This is a genomic window from Falsochrobactrum ovis, from assembly GCF_003259955.1.
GTDB classification, from domain to species: Bacteria; Pseudomonadota; Alphaproteobacteria; order Rhizobiales; family Rhizobiaceae; genus Brucella; species Brucella ovis_A.
On the sequence record NZ_QLMK01000025.1, the window covers coordinates 1 to 21616 of the forward strand.

Below are 21616 nucleotides of genomic sequence, written 5' to 3' on the forward strand. Positions count from 1 at the left end.
AGCGCCGCTACAAACGGCGCAACCGGATCGAGATCATGTTCGGGCGTCTAAAAGACTGGCGACGTGTCGCTACGCGCTACGACAGGTGCCCTATGACCTTCTTCTCTGCCATCGCTCTCGCCGCAACCGTTATCTTCTGGCTATGAGCAATGAGTCCTGAGCCTAAATCGTAAAATTTACAACTGAAATTGCAAAATTTCGTAATTTCAGCTGTTAAAAATGCAAAATAAGCCGCCTAAAAAGCAAAATTTCTGCGTTTTTAGGCGGTTTTTTCGGTTTATTCTCAGAAAACCGAGGCACCTTGATCGGCACGACCCGCAATTTGTCGAAATGCTCGGAAAAGTTCGCGGCCCATACCAAATTCATTTGTCGAAAGATCCGGCCGCACGATTTCCCGTTGCGCAAGTTCAGCATCGCTTAACAATAATTCAAGTCGGCCATTTTTTGCATCCAACCGGATCAGATCACCTTCATGAATTTTGCCAATCACTCCGCCGTCAAGCGCTTCGGGTGTGACATGAATTGCTGAAGGCACCTTGCCTGATGCGCCCGAAAGGCGACCATCGGTCACCAGCGCAACACGTTGCCCACGATCATGCAAAATGCCGAGCACTGTCATGAGTTTGTGTAGCTCCGGCATGCCATTGGCTTTTGGCCCCTGATAGCGCACCACAGCTATAAAATCCCCGGTGAGCTGGCCCGCCTGAAAAGCGCTTTGCAATTCCGATTGATCATGGAAGATTTTTGCAGGTGCTTCAATAATATGACGGTCAGGTTTGACGGCAGAAATTTTTATGATGGCGTTGCCAATATTCCCGGTGAGGAGTTTAAGCCCGCCTGTCGGTTGAAAAGCTTTGTTGAATTTGGCGATGACTTTTTCATCTCCGCTTTGCGAAGATACGGTTTCGCGTATAACTTTACCATCAGACCCCAATTTAGGCTCTGTTGTATAAGGTTTTAGCCCTTCGCCCCAGACAGTGCGCACATCTTCGTGCAGCAGCCCAGCATCGAGCAATTCGCGAATGAGAAAGCCCATGCCGCCAGCCGCATGAAAATGGTTCACATCCGCCAGCCCATTTGGATAAACCCGAGCAAGCAACGGAACAATGTCGGAAATTTCCGAAATATCTTGCCAGGTTAGTTGAATACCCGCGGCTGCCGCCATGGCTATGATGTGAATAGTATGATTTGTCGAACCGCCCGTGGCGTTAAGACCCACTATCCCATTGACGAAAGAGCGCTCGTCAAGCATTTCTCCCACGGGCGTATATTCATTGCCGAGCGCAGTAATAGCCAGCGCGCGCTTGGTTGCCTCACGGGTGAGCGCATCGCGCAGCGGCGTGCCGGGATTGATAAAAGATGCGCCCGGAATATGCAGGCCCATAATTTCCATCAGCATCTGATTGGAATTGGCAGTGCCATAAAATGTACAAGTACCCGGGCCGTGATAGGATTTTGCCTCGGATTCTAGCAGTTCGGTGCGTCCTATTTTGCCTTCAGCGTAAAGTTGCCGGGTACGGGCTTTTTCGTCATTTGGCAGACCCGAGGTCATTGGCCCGGCAGGAATGAAAACCGCAGGTAAATGCCCGAAAGTTAGCGCACCCGTTATAAGACCGGGAACGATTTTATCACAAACTCCCAGATAAACGGCAGCGTCAAACATATCGTGGGACAGGCCGATTGCGGTGGCCATCGCGATCACTTCGCGGGAAAATAGCGATAATTCCATCCCCGCAAAACCTTGTGTGATGCCATCACACATTGCCGGAACACCGCCCGCAACCTGCGCTACGCCACCAACTTCGCGAGCGGCTTGTTTGATGATTTGCGGAAAATGCTCAAACGGCTGATGCGCCGACAACATATCGTTAAAAGAGGTGATAATGCCCAGATTGGGCACTGTCTCGCCTGCAAGATCGGCCTTCTCGCTTGCAGAACAAGCGGCAAAACCATGGGCAAGATTAGCGCAGCCTAATATTGTGCGATTGGGTTTGGCGGAAGCGGCCTGACGCACACGGTCGAGATAGGCTTCTCGGGTTGGTCGCGAGCGTTCTTGAATACGTTGGGTTATTTCATTTAAATATTTATTTACGGACTGTTTTGGCATGGCGATACCTGTGCCGTAAGGCGCAAATTTTTTGCGACCGTTAAGATCAAAATGCGCATAGCAGTTAATGATATTCCAGTTTGTGCTTCAAACCGAAATCTTACCCGATATGCGCTGCGAACGGGAGCAGGCGGACCTGCTCCCAGAAATTACGCATGCCCTAACGGCGAACAGTTTCGCTATTTACCGACATGCATTAGCTGGACCAATATAATTGTATCGGTGTGCGCGCATGTTTGAAAACTGCGCGAACCGGCATTTCCATTTCATCCGTCCCGGCAAGCGCTTTTTCCAAAGTCGCCTGCTTTTCTGCCCCCTCAATATGAAGAGCGAGCATTCGCGCTTCGATGACCAGAGGTAGGGTGAGTGTTAGGCGCTTTTCACCCGCACCTTCAGCGTGGATCGGCAGAACGACAGCGCGCGTCTTTGGATCAATTGCCTGATCCAGACGGTCAGCATTTGGGAAAAAAGATGCGGTATGGCCATCATTACCCATGCCCAGCACCACGACATCGAAGGGGCGGGGCAGGGCATCAATACGGCTCGCCGCTGCCAGCGCGGAGGTTTCAACCGTTGCTGTCGGATTATAAAGGCCGACAAAGCGGGCCACGCCTGCATGGTCGCGAAGCAAGTGGTCTCGCACCAGTTTTTCGTTTGAACGATCGCTTGTGGGCGGAACAAAACGCTCATCCACAAGCGTGATTGTCACCGCCGTCCAGTCGATCATTTGTCGAGACAAAACCTCGAACAGCTTGAGCGGTGTGGTGCCACCGGAAACCGCTAATGTGGCTTGTCCCCGCTCAGCGATAGCTGCGGCCAGCTTGCTTGCTATCACCCCAGATAGCTCTTGCGCCAGTTCCGTTCCGCTGGTGAAATCATGCCGTTCGATGTTCATGCCATTCCTTTCAAGCTTTAGTCAGAGGCTCTCGTGCCAAGTTCTACCGTCGCGCTCGATAAGCGCAATGGAAGACGAAGGCCCCCAGGTGCCTGATGTGTAGCCCTGAACCTGCTGGTTGTTCAACTCCCATCCCTGAAGGATCGGATCAATCCAGCGCCAAGCAGCCTCAACTTCGTCACGGCGCATGAAAAGCGTCTGGTTTCCACGCACCACATCCATGATCAGCCGTTCATATGCATCCGGATTGCGTTCATTGAATGATTCAGCAAAGCTCATATCAAGCGGAACATGGCGCAGACGCATGCCGCCCGGGCCTGGATCCTTGATCATCAGCCATTGCTTGACACCTTCATCGGGCTGCAGGCGGATGACAAGCGCGTTAGCCGTAACTTTGCCTGCGCTTTCGCCAAAAATTGAGTGAGGGATCGGTTTGAAAGTAACAACGATTTCAGAAACACGCGTGGCAAGACGCTTGCCGGTGCGCAGATAGAATGGCACGCCCGCCCAACGCCAATTGGCGATTTCTGCTTTGAGCGCGACAAAGGTTTCCGTATCGCTGATCTCGCTGCCAAGATCTTCAAGATACCCGCTCACAGGACCACCTGAAGACGCGCCAGCGCGATATTGGCCCCGCACTGTCAGCTCTTCGACATTCGAAGCGGTAATGGCTTTAAGCGAACGCAAAACTTTGACTTTTTCGTCATGCACCGCATCTGCCTCAAGCGAAGCTGGTGGCTCCATGGCGACGAGGCAAAGAAGCTGGAGAATATGGTTTTGCACCATATCGCGCAATGCACCAGCGGTGTCATAATAGCCTGCGCGACCTTCCAGCCCAACAGACTCTGCCACCGTGATCTGAACGTGATCAATATGCGCTGAATTCCACAAGGGTTCATAAAGCGCATTGGCGAAGCGCAACGCCATCAGATTTTGTACAGTTTCCTTGCCCAGATAGTGATCAATGCGGAAAATCTGATCTTCACGGAAAACACTGCCGAGCGTGTCATTGAGTGACATCGCCGTTTCAAGATCGCGGCCAATCGGCTTTTCAACGATTATACGCGTGTCATCGGTAATCAGATCATGGCTTTTAAGGCGACTTGCAATATCCCCAAAAAGACTTGGGCTGACTGCGAGATAGAAAGCGCGAATTTTTTCCGGCTTTTCTTCAATGACTGCCTTAAGCTCACTCCAACCATTATCGGACTTTGCATCCACCGCGACATATCTCAAGCGATTGAGAAATACTTCAACTTCCTGTGGATCAACTTCTTCCGCTTTCACATGCTCGCTGATCGCATCATGGGCAAATTTGCGATAGTCTTCATCGCTCATCTCACTGCGTGAAGCGCCAATAATACGTGTAGGATCGGTAAGTTGACCGGCGCGCTGGCGCTGATATAGAGCCGGGATCAACTTGCGCTCCGCAAGATCGCCCGAGCCGCCAAAAACGATATAATCGAAGGGCTCTACCGGAATAATCTGGCTGGTCATCTATTGCTCTCTTTTATTTGACGCAAATCAGTTTGCCATCAGTGTAGCGATAAAAATTCGCCTTTGCATGAAAACTGTCTATAATTTAATCGATTTAAATTCAACCGGGGCCGCGCATATTTTGCGTAAATGTTACTCATTAACGTGTTTAAGACAAGAATGATCTATATGCACAGGTGACACGCGCTTAAGAAGGCAATATTCGATGGCAAATTATGCATCGGAGCAACAAGGAGAACAGCATGAAAAGATTGCAAGATAAGGTCGCGATTATTACTGGGGCAGGGTCTGGCTTCGGGTCAGCCATAGCGCGCCGTTTTGCAGCCGAAGGTGCCAAAGTTGTTTTTGCCGATGTCAATCTTAAGCGCATTGAGAATGAAATTGAGAATTTGGGTGATCAGGCAATTTCCGTTTTGGCCGATGTCACTCGCAAGGATGATGTTGAAAACCTGGCCCGACAGGCTTTTGAGAAATTTGGCCGCATAGACATTATGGTCAATAATGCAGGCTTTACGCATCGCAATAAGCCTTTGGTTGATGTTGAGGAAGATAAATTCGACCTCATCAGTGAAGTGAATATGAAGGCGATTTATTATTCATCGACGATCGTGGTGCCAATTATGGAGCATCAGGGTGGCGGGGTAATTATCAACACAGCGTCTGCAACCGCTTTGCGTCCACGTAAAGGACTGGTTTGGTACTGTGCATCCAAAGGTTGGGTGGTCAGTGCAACGAAGGCTATGGCGCTTGAACTGGCCGATAAAAATATACGGGTGAATTGCCTCTGCCCATCAGAAAGTGATGGCGATTCACTGGCATTTTTCCTTGCTGAAGATAGTCCCGAAGCTCGCGAACAGCTCAAATCAACTATTCCACTCAATCGGTTTTCAAAGGCAGAAGATGTGGCTGATGCAGCCCTGTTTCTTGCCTCGGATCAAGCAGCGATGATCACCGGAACCGCTCTTGAGGTCGATGGCGGTTACACGATCTAATTTATAGAATATGCAATTGTGCGGAGAAGTCTGTTGCACGTCGATGTTTTGGTGATAGGCGCAGGCGCCGCAGGTATGATGTGTGCAATTGAAGCTGCAAAACGCGGTCGCTCTGTGCTGGTTATCGACCATGCCAAGCGACCGGGTGAGAAGATACGAATTTCTGGCGGCGGACGTTGTAATTTCACCAATATTCATACCAGCCCTAAAAATCTGCTTTCGCACAATCCGCATTTCTGCAAATCAGCGTTAAGCCGGTATACGCAGCATGATTTCATCGCGATGGTGAAATGGCATAAAATAGGTTTTCACGAAAAAACGCTCGGTCAGCTATTTTGCGATGGATCTGCGGTTCAGATCATTGAAATGTTACTCAGCGAAATGCAGCGCTATGGCGCGCAATTGCAGCTCGCAACGTCAATTGAAGCGGTGGAGAAAACCGATAATGGTTTTCTGGTGCGCCATTCAGCTGGCAACGTAACGTGTCAATCATTGGTGATTGCAAGCGGTGGCAAGTCTATTCCCAAAATGGGCGCCACCGGCTTTGGCTATGATATTGCCACGCGTTTTGGCCTGCGTCTGGTGGAAACGCGGCCTGGGTTGGTTCCGCTGACATTTGAACCCAATTTACTTGAGCGGATAAAACCGCTCGCAGGTGTGGCAGTGGATGCGGTGGTTGGGTGTAAGAAAACCCAATTTGCTGAAGCCTTGCTGTTTACCCATCGGGGTATAAGTGGACCGTCGATCCTGCAAATCTCGTCTTATTGGCGCGAGGGAGATGAGATCGTCATCTCACTGTTGCCGCAGATTGATGTGTTTGAAATTTTGCGTAAAGAGCGCTCGCGCAATGGTCGGCAAGCATTGCAAACCCCGCTATCGGCTCACCTGCCCAAAAAGCTGGCGCAGCTTATAGCAGCCGAAAGTGGTGGGGATAAAAACCTTGCCGATTATTCTGATACAGCACTGCGACAGGTCGCCGCCCGCATTAATGAATGGCGGGTGAAGCCAGCGGGATCAGAAGGATATCGAACGGCTGAGGTCACATTGGGAGGTGTCGATACGCGTGACCTTGATTCCAAAACCATGCAAGCGCGCAATGTAGCGGGCCTATATTTTATCGGGGAAGTGGTGGATGTCACGGGCTGGCTTGGTGGGTATAATTTCCAATGGGCGTGGTCGTCGGGATGGTGTGCCGGACAAGTAGCTTAACGCCCGGCGCATCTCACAGACAGTTCGTCAATCAGGATTTTTTACGGCTGCGCAGCTCAGGATTAAGTTCCAATTCGCGATCAAAAGAAATCTTTGCGGTGGCGTAAGCTTCCTGCCGGGCAACACTCCAATATTTGAGTTCATCCAACGGAATTTGCACACCCGTAACCGCGCAAAGTACAAAGGCACCGTGTTTTACAATCTCAAAATCGCCATCGAGATAGCGCAAAACAGCTTGAGATGAGCGAGGTGATTCAAATGGGTTCATAGTATTAAATCCTTGATTTGCAAAACTTATCAAGTTTCGTCTATTTCGTCTATTTCGTCTGGCGGCTGAAACGCGCAAATCTTTTGATTAACGTCTTCCGAACAAACGTTCAATGTCGCTGAGTTTAAGCTCAATATAGGTTGGACGGCCATGATTGCACGTTGCGGAGCCAGGGGTTGCTTCCATTTCGCGCAGGAGCGCATTCATTTCTTCAGGTTTCAGCCTGCGGCCCGAACGCACAGAACCATGGCAAGCCATAGTGGCCGCAACATGATGAAGCATGGCCAAAAGCCCGTCGGATGTATCATGTTCTGCCACTTCATCGGCAAGATCGCGAATAAGTTGCTGCACATTCATTTCACCCAGCATGGCCGGCGTTTCCCGCACAGCAATAGCGCCCGGACCAAAGGACTCGATCAATAGGCCAAACCGGGCCAGTGTTTCCGCATGGGTCAGTAAACGTTCGGCATCATCTTCTGCAAGGTCAACAATTTCTGGCAGCAGCAGCATTTGTCCGGCAATCGGGCGAGAGTGAAGGGCGTTTTTCAGAGCTTCATAGACCAGCCTTTCATGTGCTGCATGCTGATCAACGATCACCAGACTGTCGCCCGTCTGGGAGACGATATAATTTTCATGAATCTGCGCACGGGCCGCACCCAATGGTTTTTGCAGCAGTTCTGGCGAAGCCTCGATTTGCGTTGCGCGTGCATCGGCAGCGGGTATGATCACATCACCAATTGCTGTTTGTGCCTCTTCGTGAAATGCAGTTTCGTGCAATGGAGAGGCGCGATCAACGTCAAGCGGTCTATGTGCCGGATGGGCAGTGTATACCGACCATTCGTCCCGCCTTATATGCAAAGGTGCTGGCCGATAGCTGGATGGCGGGTAATGGGTCGGCGTGGTGCGGGGCGACAATCCTTCCGCTCGAAATGATTGCAACATAGCTTCTGCGCCGCTGGTCGCAGGACGAATGCCGGATGTATGCAAAGCCTGTTTTATCGCACCGACAATCAATCCACGCACGAGCCCTGGATCGCGAAACCGCACATCGGCTTTTGCCGGATGCACGTTCACATCGACAAGGGCTGGATCAAGGGTCAGAAACAGCACCGCCACCGGATATCTGTCACGAGCAATCACATCAGAATAAGCGCCACGCAAGGCGCCAAAAATTTGCTTGTCGCGCACTGGACGCCCATTCACATAGGCAAATTGATGTTGTGCGTTGCCGCGATTAAATGAGGGCACACCGACAAAGCCTGCAAGGCGGATTCCCTCGCGCTCGGCATCAATAGCAAGCGCATTATCGCAAAATTCTTTCCCGAGAATTTGGCCGATGCGCTCAAGTGTGGCGTCGGGACCTTTGCCGGTTATTGGCAGATCCAGCGTTGTGCGATCTGGAACGGAAAGTGAAAAGCGGATTTCAGGAAAAGCAATAGCAATACGCTTGACCACATCGCTGATAGCGGTTGCTTCAGCGCGATCAGTTTTCATGAATTTTAAACGCGCAGGCGTTGCGTAGAAAAGATCGCGTACTTCGACAATGGTCCCACGATTAAGGGCCGCAGGGCGAGGGCCATCGACATGACCGCCAGAAACTGCAATCTCAAAACCCGATTCTGCATCATGTGGCCGAGATTTAAGGGTTAGTTTTGCCACTGAACCAATAGATGGCAGCGCCTCGCCACGAAAGCCCAGTGCACGAATATCATGCACATCATTGGCAAGCTTGGATGTGCAGTGCCGTGAAATGGCAAGGGGTAATTCATCAACCGGAATGCCGCAGCCATTGTCGGTGACACGCATCAGCGTCTTGCCGCCACCGGCTGTTGCAACTTCAATGCGTGTTGCCCCCGCATCAATGGCGTTTTCGACAAGTTCTTTGATGACGCTGGCGGGGCGCTCTATCACCTCGCCTGCGGCAATCTGGTTTATGATGGTTTCGCTAAGGTGCCTTATCGTCATAAATATCTTATAGGCGGATTCGGGCGCGTAAAGAACCGCTATTTGCCTGTTTCATGTTAGCCCGTTTTCTGTTGGCCGATTTCCTGCTCACCTGTGCAATGATCAGGAACGACCATAAATATCATCGTAGCGCACAATGTCATCTTCGCCCAGATATTCACCGCTTTGAACTTCAATCAAAACCAGCGGAAGGATGCCGGGATTTTCCAGCCTATGTTTGAAACCACAGGGAATATAGGTGGATTGATTATTGGTGAGTAGAATTTCACGCTCCCCATTGGTCACTTTTGCAGTGCCTGAAACAACGATCCAATGTTCGGAGCGGTGATAATGCGCCTGAAGGCTCAGCCTTCTGCCGGGCTTAACTTCAATACGCTTGATTTTAAAACCTTCACCTTCTTCCAGCACCGTATAAGTGCCCCATGGGCGATGTGCGGTGCGGTGGAGTTTTGCGGCTTCGTGCCCCTGTTCGCGCAAGCGATTAAACACATTGCGCACATCCTGCGCCTTGTCGCGATGGGCAACCAATAATGCGTCTGGCGTATCAACCACTAGAAGATCGTGCACGCCGATCAGGCTGACCAGACGATCCTCGGACAGTACAAAACTGTTTGTCGTGTCCTCAATAATGGTTTCGCCATGTAGGCGATTGCCTTGAGCATCAGCCTTCATCAAATCAGCCATGGCCGACCATGAACCAATGTCGGACCAGCCACAGGAAACAGGCACACAGGAAATATTTTGTGCTTTTTCCATAACTGCATAGTCAATGGAAATTGCCGGAGTTGCCGCAAATTGCTCACGCGGGATTTCCAGCGTTTGAGTTTCTCCGTTAATCCCTGAGCGAGACGCTTCGAGCGATTTTTTCGCGCCTTCCAGCACTTCGCGCGCGTGCTGATCAAGGGCCTCGATCATCGTGCCAGCTTTGAAGCAGAACATGCCGGAGTTCCAGTAATAGCGGCCACTTTTTACATAAGTCTCTGCTGTTTCTAAGTCCGGCTTTTCGACAAAGCGCAACACATCTTCGCCCATGGTTTCGATATAACCAAAACCCGTTTCAGGATGATCTGGGACAATGCCAAAAGTTACAATGCGATTTTCTTGCGCGAGTTTACGCGCTTTAGCCACTGCCTGAGCAAATGCTGCTTCATCTTCAATCAGATGATCAGCGGGCATAATCAAAAGAATGGCGTCTGGCCCATGGGTCGCGGCAGCTTGCAGGGCAGCAAGCGCGATTGCGGGCGCTGTATCACGGCCTATTGGTTCAAGCAGGAATGTATTTTCAATTTTTCTTGCATCCGCGCCGGCATAGGAATCCAGCGTCAGGAAAAGAAAATCTCTATTTGTGACGGTCAAGATCTGCTGCGCGCCTTCAAGACGGGACGCGCGGGCATAGGTTTTGCCAATCAGTGTTCCACCTTCTGGCAGCTCAATAAACGGCTTTGGATGCGCTTCGCGAGAAAGGGGCCACAAACGTGAACCTGAACCGCCGCTGATGATCACTGGAATAAAGCTCATATTACGAGACGTCCCTTATCGCGTTGCGGGCAATATCAAGGCCCAATAATAATAACCTGTCTGCCTGTTCTTGCGTTTCGGCTTGAACATAGCAGCGCAATTCTGGCGCATTACCGGATGCGCGATAATGAACTGTGTTGCCCGAGGCAAAGAACAGTTTTAGGCCATCAATATTTTCAGTTTCAATGATTGGATCATCCGGAGGAAAATATTGTTGCTGCATTTGCGGCTTTGCAAGTGATTGGATAAAGTCAGCGCTAGCAGTTTGCGGGATATTTTGCAGCCGGTCACTCAAAGCAAATTTGAAGTGATAGCTCGCGCCAATGGCAGAAAGCGGCTTTTTGGCCTCAACGATAGTGTCAAGACAGGCGAGAATGGGCAGTAAGGCATCGCGAGTTGGTAATGCCGATAATTTTTGCCCATTTCGCTCAATGTCGCCACCAAGCAGGACGCCGCCATTTGCCTCAAATCCGACAGTGATTTTCGCACCATCGTCATTCGCCTGTTGCATGGCTGAAATCACATAAGGAGACCCGACGCGAGTACGCAATATACGGTTGAATTTTCCACATTCTTCCAGTGCAGCATTGGAGGTAACAGGGGTAACGATCACATCCGCACCCGACCATGCCGCCGCTATTGCGCCGACCAAATCACCCCGCACAAATTGGCCATTCTCATCCGCAATCAGCGGACGATCGGCATCGCCATCGGTTGAGACAATCGCATCAAACTGGTCTGATTTTGCCCATTGAGCGAGAAGCTCAATATCTTCTGGGCGCAAAGCTTCGGTATCAACGGGCACGAATTTATCGGCGCGGCCAAGTGCAACCACTTGAGCACCAAGATCGGTCAAAATCTTGACCAGAAGATCACGTGCAACTGACGTATGCTGATAAACGCCTATTTTAAGCCCGGAAAATCGGCTCTCACCCAGAAAATCCGTATAGCGTTTGGCATAGGCGGCCATTGCTTCGTTGGAAACTGGTAAATTCTCTGCTTTGCGAGGTGAAATATCCGACGCCAAAGCCGCATAGGCAGCATTAATTCCAGCCTCATCTTCCTTGTCGATTTCACCATCAGGACGATAGAATTTAAGCCCATTGCGATCATCCGGAATGTGGCTTCCGGTTATCATGATGCAAGGCGCATTATGGGTGATGGCAAAATAACTCAAAGCAGGGGTGGGCAGCACACCGCAATTGATTGGGCTATATCCCGCATCCTCAATCGCACCCATGCAGAGGGCTGCAATGTCGGGGCTGGATGGGCGTAGATCTTGCCCGACATAAATTGGCTGACCCTTTTTAAGCAGGTTTTTTTCGTCAAGCATATGAACGAAAGCAAGCGTATAGGCATAGGCTGGTTGCCCATTTAGCTCGCTGGCTAGGCCGCGCAGCCCACTGGTGCCAAATTTTAATGAATTGCCTGCCATGCCAAATATCAACCCGTTCTGATGGATGATGCTAGTTAACTGTGCTTGATGCGTCCAGCAATGGGCTGGAATCTATGAGAAAATTCTCTGATAGGAACGCCTTAGATAGTATTTTCTTCTTTTATCCAAATCAAATGCGGTTTCAACATTGAGCTTGGACCTGGGGTATGAAATCGCGATAAGCGGGGAGGTTGAATTGAGGCAGGCTATCGGCTTCAATAATTGCGCGTGCAACTGCATGGGCCATCACATTGGCCGCAATGGCGCCAATTGTGGTTACATCGGCTTTTGTCTCATTTGATGACTTATCCGTCGAAAGCGCAAAAATCGTATCGCCGTCCCACATTGTGTGCACGGGATTAATAGTTCTGGCAAAGCCATTATGCGCCATAGCAGCGATTTTGGTCAGCTCCGCTTTTGAAAAGCGCGCATTGGTGGCAATTGCGCCAATTGTGGTGTTGCCGCCGGGCGATTTATTCACCGTTTCCCCGCGCATGAGTGATTCCATGCTATTTCTAAAGCCTGTTCCTTGGGCATTTCGTGCGCCCGCAATTATTTGCGCTTTGTCGGGGGCGTAAATGTCGCCCACCGCATTCACGGCAACCATGGCCCCAACAACAATGTCCGTGCCGGGTATCTGGTGGCTCGCAGTGCCAAGCCCGCCTTTCATGGCATAATCCATGCCAAAGATTTTGCCCACCGTCGCGCCCGCTCCGGCGCCAATATTGCCCTGTGGGCTGGGTTTGGTTGTAGCGTTTATGCAAGCCTGATAACCGGCGTGCTCGTCGGGACGAATTGAAAAATCTCCGACAGCAAGGTCCATCAAAACTGCTGCCGGGACAATGGGAACTACGCCTCTATCAATGGCAAAGCCGCGGCCTTTTTCTTCTAGATAGCGCATAATGCCGGTGGCTGCGCCCAGACCATAGGCGCTACCGCCTGAAAGTAAGACCGCATGGACCTGATCAACTAAATTTATGGGATCAAGCAATTCGGTCTCGCGAGTGCCGGGCGCTGAACCGCGCACATCGACACCAGCACAGGCACCATCGTCAAACAAGAGAACCGAACAGCCGGTCGGACGAGCGTCAAGAGTATGATGCCCCAGCCTGACGCCGGGCACGTCTACGATGCAGCCACCCATCAATTCGACCATAAATCCCCTCTACAGGCTTGTGCGATCTAGTTGTTACGAGGGCTTATCATGGAAAATGCGCCTCAGTAACCGAAACTTGTATCTAAAAGACTTTCCATCTGGTCATAACCGTGTTACCAGCCAGTGCCAATTCAACCAACTAACCTATTCTAGTCTCTGCACCGGATTTAATCCGAGTTGCGGTTTTTATTCATTAAAAGGAATTGGCAATGGCAAAAATCGTCGAGTCTCCCACCGGCGCTCTCGCTCTCACTTTCGACGACGTGCTTTTGCAGCCGGGCCATTCCGAGGTCATGCCCGGACAGGTCGATCTGCGCACGCGCATCGCCAAGGATATAGAGCTTAATCTTCCGCTTCTCTCTGCCGCTATGGATACGGTTACGGAATCGCGCCTTGCAATCGCTATGGCGCAAGCAGGCGGTATCGGCGTTATTCACCGTAATCTGACGCCGGAGCGGCAGGCCGAAGAAGTGCGGCAGGTGAAAAAGTTTGAATCGGGCATGGTGGTTAACCCCGTTACTATCGGTCCGGATGCAACTCTCGCCGACGCTCAAGCTTTGATGGTGGCGCATGGAATTTCCGGTATCCCGGTTGTCGAAAACACCAGCAAAGGCCCCGGCCGCTTGGTCGGCATATTGACAAACCGGGATGTTCGCTTTGCTTCTGATCCCAATCAGCGCATCTATGAGCTGATGACGCGCGAAAATCTCATCACCGTGCGTGAAAATGTGAGCCAGGACGAAGCCAAGCTGCTTTTGCACCGCCATCGCATTGAGAAACTATTGGTGACTGATGATAAGGGGCGTTGTGTTGGCCTGATCACGGTTAAAGATATTGAAAAATCTCAGCTTAACCCGAATGCAGCCAAAGATATTCAAGGTCGCCTGCGTGCGGCTGCGGCCACAAGTGTAGGCGATGATGGCTATGAACGCGCTGAACATCTGATTGATGCAGGCGTTGATCTCTTGGTGGTGGATACGGCCCACGGCCATTCGCAGCGCGTGCTTGATGCGGTTGCTCGTATCAAGAAAGCCTATCCAGATATTGCTATTCTGGCTGGCAATGTTGCCACACAAGACGGAACACAAGCTTTGATTGATGCTGGCGCGGATGCGGTCAAGGTGGGAATTGGCCCCGGATCAATCTGCACAACGCGCATTGTGGCCGGGGTTGGCGTGCCGCAGCTTTCTGCCATTATGGCAGCGGTTGAAGCTGCGCATAAGCAGAATATTCCCGTTATTGCCGATGGCGGCATCAAGTTTTCTGGCGATTTTGCCAAGGCGCTTGCCGCGGGTGCATCGGCCGCTATGGCGGGTTCGCTATTGGCCGGAACCGAAGAAAGCCCGGGCGAAGTTTATCTGCATCAGGGCCGTTCGTTTAAATCCTATCGCGGCATGGGTTCTGTTGGAGCCATGGCGCGGGGATCTGCTGATCGCTATTTCCAAGCGGAAGTGCGCGACGAACTTAAACTGGTGCCGGAAGGTATTGAAGGTCAGGTTGCGTATAAAGGCCCAATCGCCGCGGTGCTACACCAGCTTGCCGGAGGGCTGCGCGCATCTATGGGATATGTTGGTGCCAAAACGCTGGAGGAATTCCGCGAAAAGGCGACTTTCGTGCGCATTACCAATGCCGGACTGCGTGAAAGCCATTCCCACGGCGTAACGATCACGCGGGAAAGCCCCAACTATCCGGGCACGGTCTGATCGCTTTAGATATCCATTATCAGAAGATATCCGTTATCAGAGGGCGCGCCATTCGAGCGCGCCTTTTGTCTTTTAGCGTGACTTCTTTTTTGGGCGCGGCCATTGGCCAAGTGCCGCAATCTCATCGGCACTGAGCTTCCAGCTTTGTGAGCATTCGATGATGGTTTCGGCCAAGGTTTCAAAGTCTTCTGTGCGCTTGCTTTGTTTACGCCAGATCAACCCGATTTCACGTTTTGGCTGTGACCCATCAAAAGGAATAATTCGCATTTGCGCACGAGCGGATTCAGCCCGCACCGCGATTTCTGGAATGAGCGTCAAACCCATGCCGTGGCTTACCATCTGTAATAGCGTGGACATGCTGGTTGCGCCATATTTGACCAGCTGGCGCTGCGATGGAAGCGAGCAGATTTCCAGCGCCTGATCGCGCATGCAGTGGCCTTCTTCAAGTAAAAGCAATCGATCCAGCGCAACGTTTTCCTGCGTCATAGGCGAGGCCAGAACCGTGTGATCATTGCTTGAAGTGGCAATTAAAAAGCGATCATCAAAGAGTTTAACGGCGGTTAGCCCGTCATCTTCAATAGGAAGGGCTGCGACAACGGCGTCGATTTCACCCTGCAACAATTCATCAATCAAGGTCGCTGTCATGCTTTCACGTAGATGAAGGTGCAATGTGGGATGTTGTTCGCGAAGCAATGGAATCATTGCAGGCACCAAATAGGGCGCGACAGTGGGAATTATTCCCAGACGAAATTGGGATTGAAGCATGCCTTGGCTTTGTGCTGCAATCTCTTCGAGCGCTTGCAACTCAGCCAGAATGGCGCGTATACCCGGTAATAACCGTCGGCCCAATTCCGTCATCAAAACTTTTCGCTGTGATCGCTCAAATAGCGGGCCGCCTGCCAGACTTTCCATTTCTGCAATCTGTGCGGAAAGTGCGGGCTGGGAAATATGCACAAGCTCTGCCGCTTTGCGAAAGTGCAAAGTGGTGGCAAGAGCATCGAAATAGCGCATTTGTCGCGTGGTAAACATGATAAGAAAACCTTATCAAGAAACCAATTAAAAGCAATTGGAGATTATAACTAGAAAAGGTCTAAACTAATCCCAATAGTTTAAGGCTATAGGATGCGAATCATATAAACGGATCCTGAAGTCAGTATTTATGGAAGGAGTTTTCTATGGCAGATCGCCCCATTATGACGACGACAGCGGGTGCGCCCATTCCTGATAATCAGAATTCGTTGAGCGCTGGTGAGCGTGGTCCGCTGCTTTTGCAGGACTATCAGCTGATTGAAAAGCTTACCCACCAAAACCGCGAACGTATTCCGGAGCGCGCAGTTCATGCCAAGGGCTGGGGTGCCTATGGTACGCTGACGATCACTGGCGATATCTCCAAATATACCAAGGCAAAAGTTTTGCAGCCCGGTACGCAGACACCGATGCTGGCGCGCTTTTCCACCGTTGCCGGTGAATTGGGCGCAGCCGATGCTGAACGTGACGTCCGCGGCTTCTCGCTGAAATTCTACACCGAAGAAGGTAACTGGGACCTGGTTGGTAACAACACCCCCGTTTTCTTCGTGCGCGATCCGGTCAAGTTCCCCGACTTCATCCACACACAAAAGCGCCATCCTAAGACGAACCTTCGTTCGGCTACGGCGATGTGGGATTTCTGGTCGCTTTCACCTGAAAGCCTGCATCAGGTCACAATCCTGATGTCTGACCGTGGTTTGCCAACCGACGTTCGCCACATTAATGGCTATGGCTCGCACACATTCTCGCTGTGGAATGATGAGGGTGAACGTTATTGGGTGAAGTTCCACTTCAAAACCATGCAGGGCCATCGCCACTGGACCAATGAAGAAGCTGAAAAGGTCATCGGCAAGACGCGTGAATCCACGCAGGAAGACCTGTTCACTTCTATCGAAAAGGGCGATTTCCCGAAGTGGAAGTTCCAAGTGCAGATTATGCCTGAACTTGATGCGGACAAAACCCCATATAATCCATTTGACCTGACCAAAGTCTGGCCGCATGCCGATTATCCACTTATCGATGTTGGTATTCTTGAGCTGAACCGCAATCCGGAAAACTATTTTGCGGAAATTGAAAATGCGGCCTTCTCGCCATCCAATATCGTGCCGGGAATTGGTTTCTCGCCCGATAAAATGTTGCAGGGACGCATTTTCTCCTATGCAGATGCTCATCGTCATCGTCTGGGCACGCATTATGAAAGCATTCCGGTCAACCGTCCGAAATGCCCTGTGCACCACTATCATCGTGACGGTCAGATGAATACTTTTGGCGGTATCGCAACCGGCAATCCGGATGCTTATTACGAGCCAAATTCTTTCAGCGGACCAGTTGAGCAGCCATCAGCAAAAGAACCGCCATTGCGCATCAGCGGCGATGCCGATCGTTACAATCATCGTATTGGAAACGACGATTATTCGCAGCCACGTGCATTGTTTAATCTGTTTGATGACGGCCAGAAGCAGCGTCTCTTCTCCAATATTGCCGCGGCAATGAAGGGCGTTCCGGGCTTTATCATCGAGCGTCAGCTGGGTCATTTCAAGCTGGTGCATCCAGACTATGAAGCAGGTGTTCGCAAGGCACTCAAAGAAGCTCATGGTTACGAAGCCGACACGATTTCGCAGGGCGAAGAAGCAAGCACTGCTGCTGAATAAGCGGTTCTTGATCGAATAATTGAAAGCCGGGGCATTTGCTCCGGCTTTTTGTTTTGTTTGCCGATTGCCTTTTGCCTGCAAGGAAGGCTATGCCCGTCATAACGAGTGATAAGGAGTGACAATGCGGCTTGGCGGACGCCTTCAGGCGGCAATCGAAATTCTGGACGATATTGAAACCCGTAAACGACCAGCCTCAGATTCCTTGAAGGAATGGGGGGCAGCACACCGTTTTGCCGGGGCGGGTGATCGCGCGGTGATCGGCAATATCGTTTATGATGCTTTGCGCCGAAAACTCTCCATCGCTTGGCGCATGGATGCGGATGATGCGCGTGCGCTGGCGTTTGGTGCACTGCTTTGTGAAAGCGGTATGGATATTGCGGCGATTGATGCGGCACTTACCGGCGATAAATTTGCTCCAGTTCTGCTGGAGCCTGCAAGGCGCGATGCGTGGTTAAGCCGTGATCTGGCCAATGCACCGGCGGTTGTGCGGGCGGATGTGCCAGAATGGTGTGTGCCTTCGTTCGAAGCGTTGTTTGGTGAAAGCTGGGTCGATGAGGCTGCCGCACTTGCGACAAGGCCGCCAGTTGATCTTCGCGTCAATCTTCTTAAATCCCAGCCAGAAAGCGTTCTTGAACAGCTTGAAAAGGCGGGCGCAAAGCCAGCGCCTTTGCTTAAGCAGTCTCTGCGTATCCCGCCAATTGAGGCACTTGGACGACATCCGAATGTGCAAACGGAGCCGGCATTTCTTGATGGCTGGTTTGAGGTTCAGGATCTGGGGTCGCAAATTGCGGCACAGATGGCTGGAGCAAAACCGGGCGATCAGGTGCTTGATTATTGCGCGGGCGCGGGTGGTAAGACCTTGGCCTTGGCGGTTTCGATGGAAAATAGCGGGCAAATCCACGCTTACGATTCAGAGTGTGCGCGACTTTCACCTATTCACGAGCGGTTGCAACGTGCAGGGGTGCGCAACACCCAAGTCCACAGCAATCTTGATGCCTTGGCGCCATTGATAGGGCGGATGGATCTTGTTCTGACCGATGCACCCTGCACCGGCTCTGGCACATGGCGACGCAGGCCCGATGCAAAATGGCGATTAAATGAACAGCAGCTAGAGCGGCGGCTTCAGGATCAACACGAAGTGCTGGATGCGGCTAAACAATATGTCAAACCGGGTGGCCGGCTGGTTTATGTGACGTGTTCGCTGTTTGCCGAGGAAAATACAAAGCAGATTGAGAAGTTTATTGCGGAAAATTCGGAGTTTTCCGAAGTTTCGGCTCCTTCGATTTGGAGCGCGATCATGGGCGGTGAGGGTGAGTTACACCCTGCCTATCCATCGCATGGTGCTGTTTTCTCGCCGCTCTTGACTAAGACCGATGGTTTTTATGTGAGCGTTTTGCAGCGGCAGGGCTGATCTGCGAGTGGCGGGAAAAGGCTGCATGAGCGCAGCGAGATAGACGAATTTTATCAAATGAACTGTGAGTTTTCAGGCTCACTGAATAATAACATTGTAGAATATGGTGGTGTGGCACTTCTTCCATTGCATTTCTGGCGTTTTTTATCTAGATGCTGCGCATGAGCACGGCACATCCCGATACTATTCTGATCATCGACTTTGGCAGTCAGGTTACGCAGCTTATTGCACGCCGCGTACGTGAGGCCGGGGTCTATTCTGAAATCGTTCCATTCCAGTCTGCGGCAGATGCGTTTAAGCGCATTCAGCCAAGGGCGGTTATTTTGTCGGGTAGTCCGCACTCGACAACGGATATTGGCAGTCCGCGAGCGCCGCAGGAGGTCTTTGAATCGGGCATCCCGGTTTTGGGTATCTGCTATGGCGAACAGACAATGTGCGAGCAGCTCGGCGGTAAGGTAGAGGCTGGCCATAATCGAGAATTTGGACGTGCATTTCTGGAAGTGCAGGAAGAAAGCGCGTTATTTGATGGCGTCTGGGCCAAGGGTACGCGCCATCAGGTCTGGATGAGCCATGGTGACCGTGTGACGGCATTGCCGGAAGGTTTCAAAGTCATCGGCACTTCGGCCAATGCGCCCTATGCGGCCATTGCCGATGAAAAGCGTAAATATTACGCGGTGCAGTTCCATCCGGAAGTGGTGCACACCCCGGATGGCGCAAAGCTGTTGCAGAATTTTGTTCATAATATTGCAGATATCAAGCCAGACTGGACCATGTCGGCCTATCGTGAACAGGCGGTCGAAGCTATTCGCAAACAGGTTGGCAAAGGCAAGGTTATTTGCGCGCTTTCGGGTGGCGTCGATTCATCCGTTGCAGCTCTTCTGGCGCATGAAGCTGTTGGTGATCAGCTGACCTGTATTCTGGTTGATCATGGTTTGATGCGCAAGGATGAGGCAAAACAAGTCGTGGAAATGTTCCGCGAACATTATAATTTGCCGCTGATTTTGGTCGATGCTTCCGATCGCTTTATTTCGCAGCTTGAAGGCGAAGTGGATCCGGAAAAGAAGCGCAAAACCATTGGTCGTCTCTTTATCGAAGTGTTCGAAGAAGAAGCCAAGAAGCTTGGCGGCGCCGATTTTCTGGTGCAGGGCACACTTTATCCAGATGTTATCGAGAGCGTTTCCTTCACCGGTGGCCCCTCGGTGACAATCAAATCTCACCACAATGTGGGTGGCCTGCCTGAACGCATGAAGATGCAGCTCGTTGAGCCGCTACGTGAATTATTTAAGGATGAAGTGCGGGTATTGGGTAAGGAACTGGGCCTGCCTGATAGCTTTATTGGCCGGCATCCTTTCCCCGGTCCTGGTCTGGCGATTCGATGCCCCGGCGGGATCACGCGCGAGAAGCTTGAAATCTTGCGTGAAGCAGATGCGATTTATCTGGATGAAATCCGAAAAGCAGGCCTTTACGACAAGATTTGGCAGGCATTTGCTGTTTTACTGCCTGTTCAAACAGTTGGCGTTATGGGTGACGGGCGCACATACGAATTTGTTTGCGCGCTGCGTGCGGTTACATCTGTCGACGGCATGACTGCTGATTTTTATCACTATGACATGGACTTCCTTGGCAACGCCGCGACCCGCATTATCAATGAAGTGCGCGGCATCAACCGAGTTGTCTATGATGTGACTTCAAAGCCGCCCGGTACGATCGAGTGGGAGTAATCAGAGGAATTGCGTGATCGTTTCTGGGAGCAATACTCCCTCGGCGAACTGAACAATAGGGAATGGGAAGCGCTGTGCGATGGCTGTGGCCAATGCTGCCTGAAGCGTCGTGTTGAGGACGGCGAGGTGACCGTATACAGCGTGGCCTGCGAGCTGCTGGACATCGACACGGTTCGCTGTCGCGACTACCCCAACCGCCTGAAGCGCGTTCCCACCTGCCACGAGCTGACGCCCACCAACCTGCCCAGCTATCAGGAATGGCTGCCTGACAGCTGTGCCTATGTGCGCCTACACCGCAACCAGCCGCTGCCGGATTGGCATCCGCTGCTGGTAGGTGATCGCAGTCGCATGGTGAAAGAGGGCATCACCATTAGCGGCTATGCAATTCCCAGCGGCACACTCTCTCGCAGGCAGAAAGAACGCCATGTGATCTCGCGTTGGTCCACCGCCAGAAAGCGCCAAAAGTCGGCGCAGAAGACGCGACGAGACCGCCGTTGCGATCACAAGCGGGGAGCGGCCGCCTGCTGCTGCTCATGATGCAGTTACGCAGACATATTCACATATTCTTCTGGGGGCTGGCGCGCCGGGACTGGGGATGCTCGCACTCCCCAATTTTGAATAATATTTGATTAAATTGCGCGTGCTTATTCGGCAAACCGGTAGCACGCGGCCCGCTAATAGACAGGCCTAGTGTGGGTGGCAGATAGTTTAGGCGACTATCACGCTTAAGCGGTCAATGCATTTCATTTAAGCTCTTTACCACTGAAAAATGGCAGCAGCCTTACATCTCTAAAGAGATCAGTTTCGGATCCAGAGAGGCCCGCATGATAGATCAAGCTGCACCGAATGAGCATGTCTACCACAACCGCCCTGCGAGTTGCGGGGCGGTGCATACGGTAAATAATTAAGCAGCGGGTTCTACTTTTTCGCCAAGAAAATAGCGGTTATTGTAACTATGAACAATTTTAGGCCGTGTGGACGGATTTGGCCAAGATGAAGCCTGCGACGAGCGCGACGAAGGAAGCAAAGTTTCGCTTTGTCTTCTCGCAGCGTAGGGCGAT

General features: G+C 51.5%; 16 protein-coding genes and 1 pseudogene. 8 read left to right on the top strand and 9 right to left on the bottom strand.

Annotated features, from left to right (window positions below):
- On the top strand, window positions 1-146 hold a 146-nt coding region (locus C7374_RS15205; RefSeq protein ID WP_146612710.1), incomplete at its 5' end, for a transposase.
- A gap of 137 nt (window positions 147-283) precedes the next feature.
- Here the strand turns inward: C7374_RS15205 and edd are convergent.
- The 3 genes from edd to zwf all read right to left on the bottom strand — a co-directional run bounded on the left by edd (window position 284) and on the right by zwf (window position 4499).
- Window positions 284-2107: a phosphogluconate dehydratase gene (gene edd / locus C7374_RS15210; protein WP_111576454.1), complete on the bottom strand. Its 1824-nt coding sequence runs from the start codon at window positions 2105-2107 to the stop codon at window positions 284-286.
- Window positions 2108-2303: 196 nt separating this feature from the next.
- Complete coding sequence (gene pgl, locus C7374_RS15215) at window positions 2304-3002, bottom strand: 6-phosphogluconolactonase (RefSeq protein WP_111576455.1); 699 nt, start codon at window positions 3000-3002, stop codon at window positions 2304-2306.
- A 21-nt stretch (window positions 3003-3023) separates the two neighbouring features.
- On the bottom strand, window positions 3024-4499 hold the full coding sequence (gene zwf, locus C7374_RS15220; protein WP_111576456.1) for a glucose-6-phosphate dehydrogenase: 1476 nt from the start codon (window positions 4497-4499) through the stop codon (window positions 3024-3026).
- 242 nt (window positions 4500-4741) lie between these two features.
- Between zwf and C7374_RS15225 the strand changes: the two genes are divergently transcribed.
- Window positions 4742-5491: an SDR family oxidoreductase gene (locus C7374_RS15225; RefSeq protein WP_111576457.1), complete on the top strand. Its 750-nt coding sequence runs from the start codon at window positions 4742-4744 to the stop codon at window positions 5489-5491.
- 30 nt (window positions 5492-5521) lie between these two features.
- The gene (locus tag C7374_RS15230; RefSeq protein ID WP_111576467.1) at window positions 5522-6700 is read left to right on the top strand and encodes a BaiN/RdsA family NAD(P)/FAD-dependent oxidoreductase; all 1179 of its coding nucleotides are present in this window, start codon (window positions 5522-5524) and stop codon (window positions 6698-6700) included.
- A gap of 31 nt (window positions 6701-6731) precedes the next feature.
- Here C7374_RS15230 and C7374_RS15235 read toward each other — a convergent pair whose 3' ends face one another.
- The 5 genes and pseudogenes from C7374_RS15235 to C7374_RS15255 form a co-directional block, all read right to left on the bottom strand.
- Window positions 6732-6968: a DUF2093 domain-containing protein gene (locus C7374_RS15235; protein ID WP_111576458.1), complete on the bottom strand. Its 237-nt coding sequence runs from the start codon at window positions 6966-6968 to the stop codon at window positions 6732-6734.
- Window positions 6969-7055: 87 nt separating this feature from the next.
- On the bottom strand, window positions 7056-8933 hold the full coding sequence (gene mutL, locus C7374_RS15240; RefSeq protein WP_111576459.1) for a DNA mismatch repair endonuclease MutL: 1878 nt from the start codon (window positions 8931-8933) through the stop codon (window positions 7056-7058).
- Between the two features lie 102 nt (window positions 8934-9035).
- Window positions 9036-10451, bottom strand: coding sequence for a mannose-1-phosphate guanylyltransferase/mannose-6-phosphate isomerase (locus tag C7374_RS15245; RefSeq protein ID WP_111576460.1), 1416 nt, complete (start codon window positions 10449-10451; stop codon window positions 9036-9038).
- 1 nt (window position 10452) lies between these two features.
- Window positions 10453-11886, bottom strand: coding sequence for a phosphomannomutase (locus C7374_RS15250; RefSeq protein ID WP_111576461.1), 1434 nt, complete (start codon window positions 11884-11886; stop codon window positions 10453-10455).
- A 142-nt stretch (window positions 11887-12028) separates the two neighbouring features.
- Window positions 12029-13042 (bottom strand): annotated as a pseudogene (locus tag C7374_RS15255) (P1 family peptidase); the annotation flags it as partial.
- A gap of 209 nt (window positions 13043-13251) precedes the next feature.
- Here C7374_RS15255 and guaB point away from each other — a divergent pair.
- The gene (gene guaB / locus C7374_RS15260; RefSeq protein ID WP_111576463.1) at window positions 13252-14745 is read left to right on the top strand and encodes an IMP dehydrogenase; all 1494 of its coding nucleotides are present in this window, start codon (window positions 13252-13254) and stop codon (window positions 14743-14745) included.
- Between the two features lie 72 nt (window positions 14746-14817).
- On the opposite strand, the gene C7374_RS15265 is transcribed toward guaB, so the two are convergent.
- A complete protein-coding gene (locus tag C7374_RS15265; RefSeq protein ID WP_111576464.1) occupies window positions 14818-15774 on the bottom strand; it encodes a hydrogen peroxide-inducible genes activator in 957 nt (318 codons plus the stop codon).
- A gap of 146 nt (window positions 15775-15920) precedes the next feature.
- Here C7374_RS15265 and katA point away from each other — a divergent pair, with 146 nt between their 5' ends.
- From katA to C7374_RS15285, 4 genes are all read left to right on the top strand, one after another.
- Window positions 15921-17423, top strand: a complete 1503-nt coding sequence (gene katA / locus C7374_RS15270; protein WP_111576465.1) for a catalase KatA — start codon at window positions 15921-15923, stop codon at window positions 17421-17423.
- A gap of 121 nt (window positions 17424-17544) precedes the next feature.
- Window positions 17545-18834, top strand: a complete 1290-nt coding sequence (locus tag C7374_RS15275) for an RsmB/NOP family class I SAM-dependent RNA methyltransferase (RefSeq protein WP_111576466.1) — start codon at window positions 17545-17547, stop codon at window positions 18832-18834.
- A 161-nt stretch (window positions 18835-18995) separates the two neighbouring features.
- The gene (guaA, locus tag C7374_RS15280; protein ID WP_111576468.1) at window positions 18996-20555 is read left to right on the top strand and encodes a glutamine-hydrolyzing GMP synthase; all 1560 of its coding nucleotides are present in this window, start codon (window positions 18996-18998) and stop codon (window positions 20553-20555) included.
- 9 nt (window positions 20556-20564) lie between these two features.
- On the top strand, window positions 20565-21092 hold the full coding sequence (locus C7374_RS15285) for a CxxCxxCC domain-containing protein (RefSeq protein WP_210205160.1): 528 nt from the start codon (window positions 20565-20567) through the stop codon (window positions 21090-21092).
- Window positions 21093-21616: the final 524 nt, after the last annotated feature.

Bases quoted from the DNA above. Each gene is read 5' to 3' on its own strand.
- pgl (WP_111576455.1), bottom strand. From the start codon at position 3,002: ATGAACATCGAACGGCATGATTTCACCAGCGGAACGGAACTGGCGCAA.
- mutL (WP_111576459.1), bottom strand. From the start codon at position 8,933: ATGACGATAAGGCACCTTAGCGAAACCATCATAAACCAGATTGCCGCA.
- C7374_RS15275 (WP_111576466.1), top strand. From the start codon at position 17,545: ATGCGGCTTGGCGGACGCCTTCAGGCGGCAATCGAAATTCTGGACGAT.
- zwf (WP_111576456.1), bottom strand. From the start codon at position 4,499: ATGACCAGCCAGATTATTCCGGTAGAGCCCTTCGATTATATCGTTTTT.
- C7374_RS15245 (WP_111576460.1), bottom strand. From the start codon at position 10,451: ATGAGCTTTATTCCAGTGATCATCAGCGGCGGTTCAGGTTCACGTTTG.
- guaB (WP_111576463.1), top strand. From the start codon at position 13,252: ATGGCAAAAATCGTCGAGTCTCCCACCGGCGCTCTCGCTCTCACTTTC.
- C7374_RS15225 (WP_111576457.1), top strand. From the start codon at position 4,742: ATGAAAAGATTGCAAGATAAGGTCGCGATTATTACTGGGGCAGGGTCT.
- C7374_RS15265 (WP_111576464.1), bottom strand. From the start codon at position 15,774: ATGTTTACCACGCGACAAATGCGCTATTTCGATGCTCTTGCCACCACT.
- C7374_RS15235 (WP_111576458.1), bottom strand. From the start codon at position 6,968: ATGAACCCATTTGAATCACCTCGCTCATCTCAAGCTGTTTTGCGCTAT.
- edd (WP_111576454.1), bottom strand. From the start codon at position 2,107: ATGCCAAAACAGTCCGTAAATAAATATTTAAATGAAATAACCCAACGT.
- katA (WP_111576465.1), top strand. From the start codon at position 15,921: ATGGCAGATCGCCCCATTATGACGACGACAGCGGGTGCGCCCATTCCT.
- guaA (WP_111576468.1), top strand. From the start codon at position 18,996: ATGAGCACGGCACATCCCGATACTATTCTGATCATCGACTTTGGCAGT.
- C7374_RS15250 (WP_111576461.1), bottom strand. From the start codon at position 11,886: ATGGCAGGCAATTCATTAAAATTTGGCACCAGTGGGCTGCGCGGCCTA.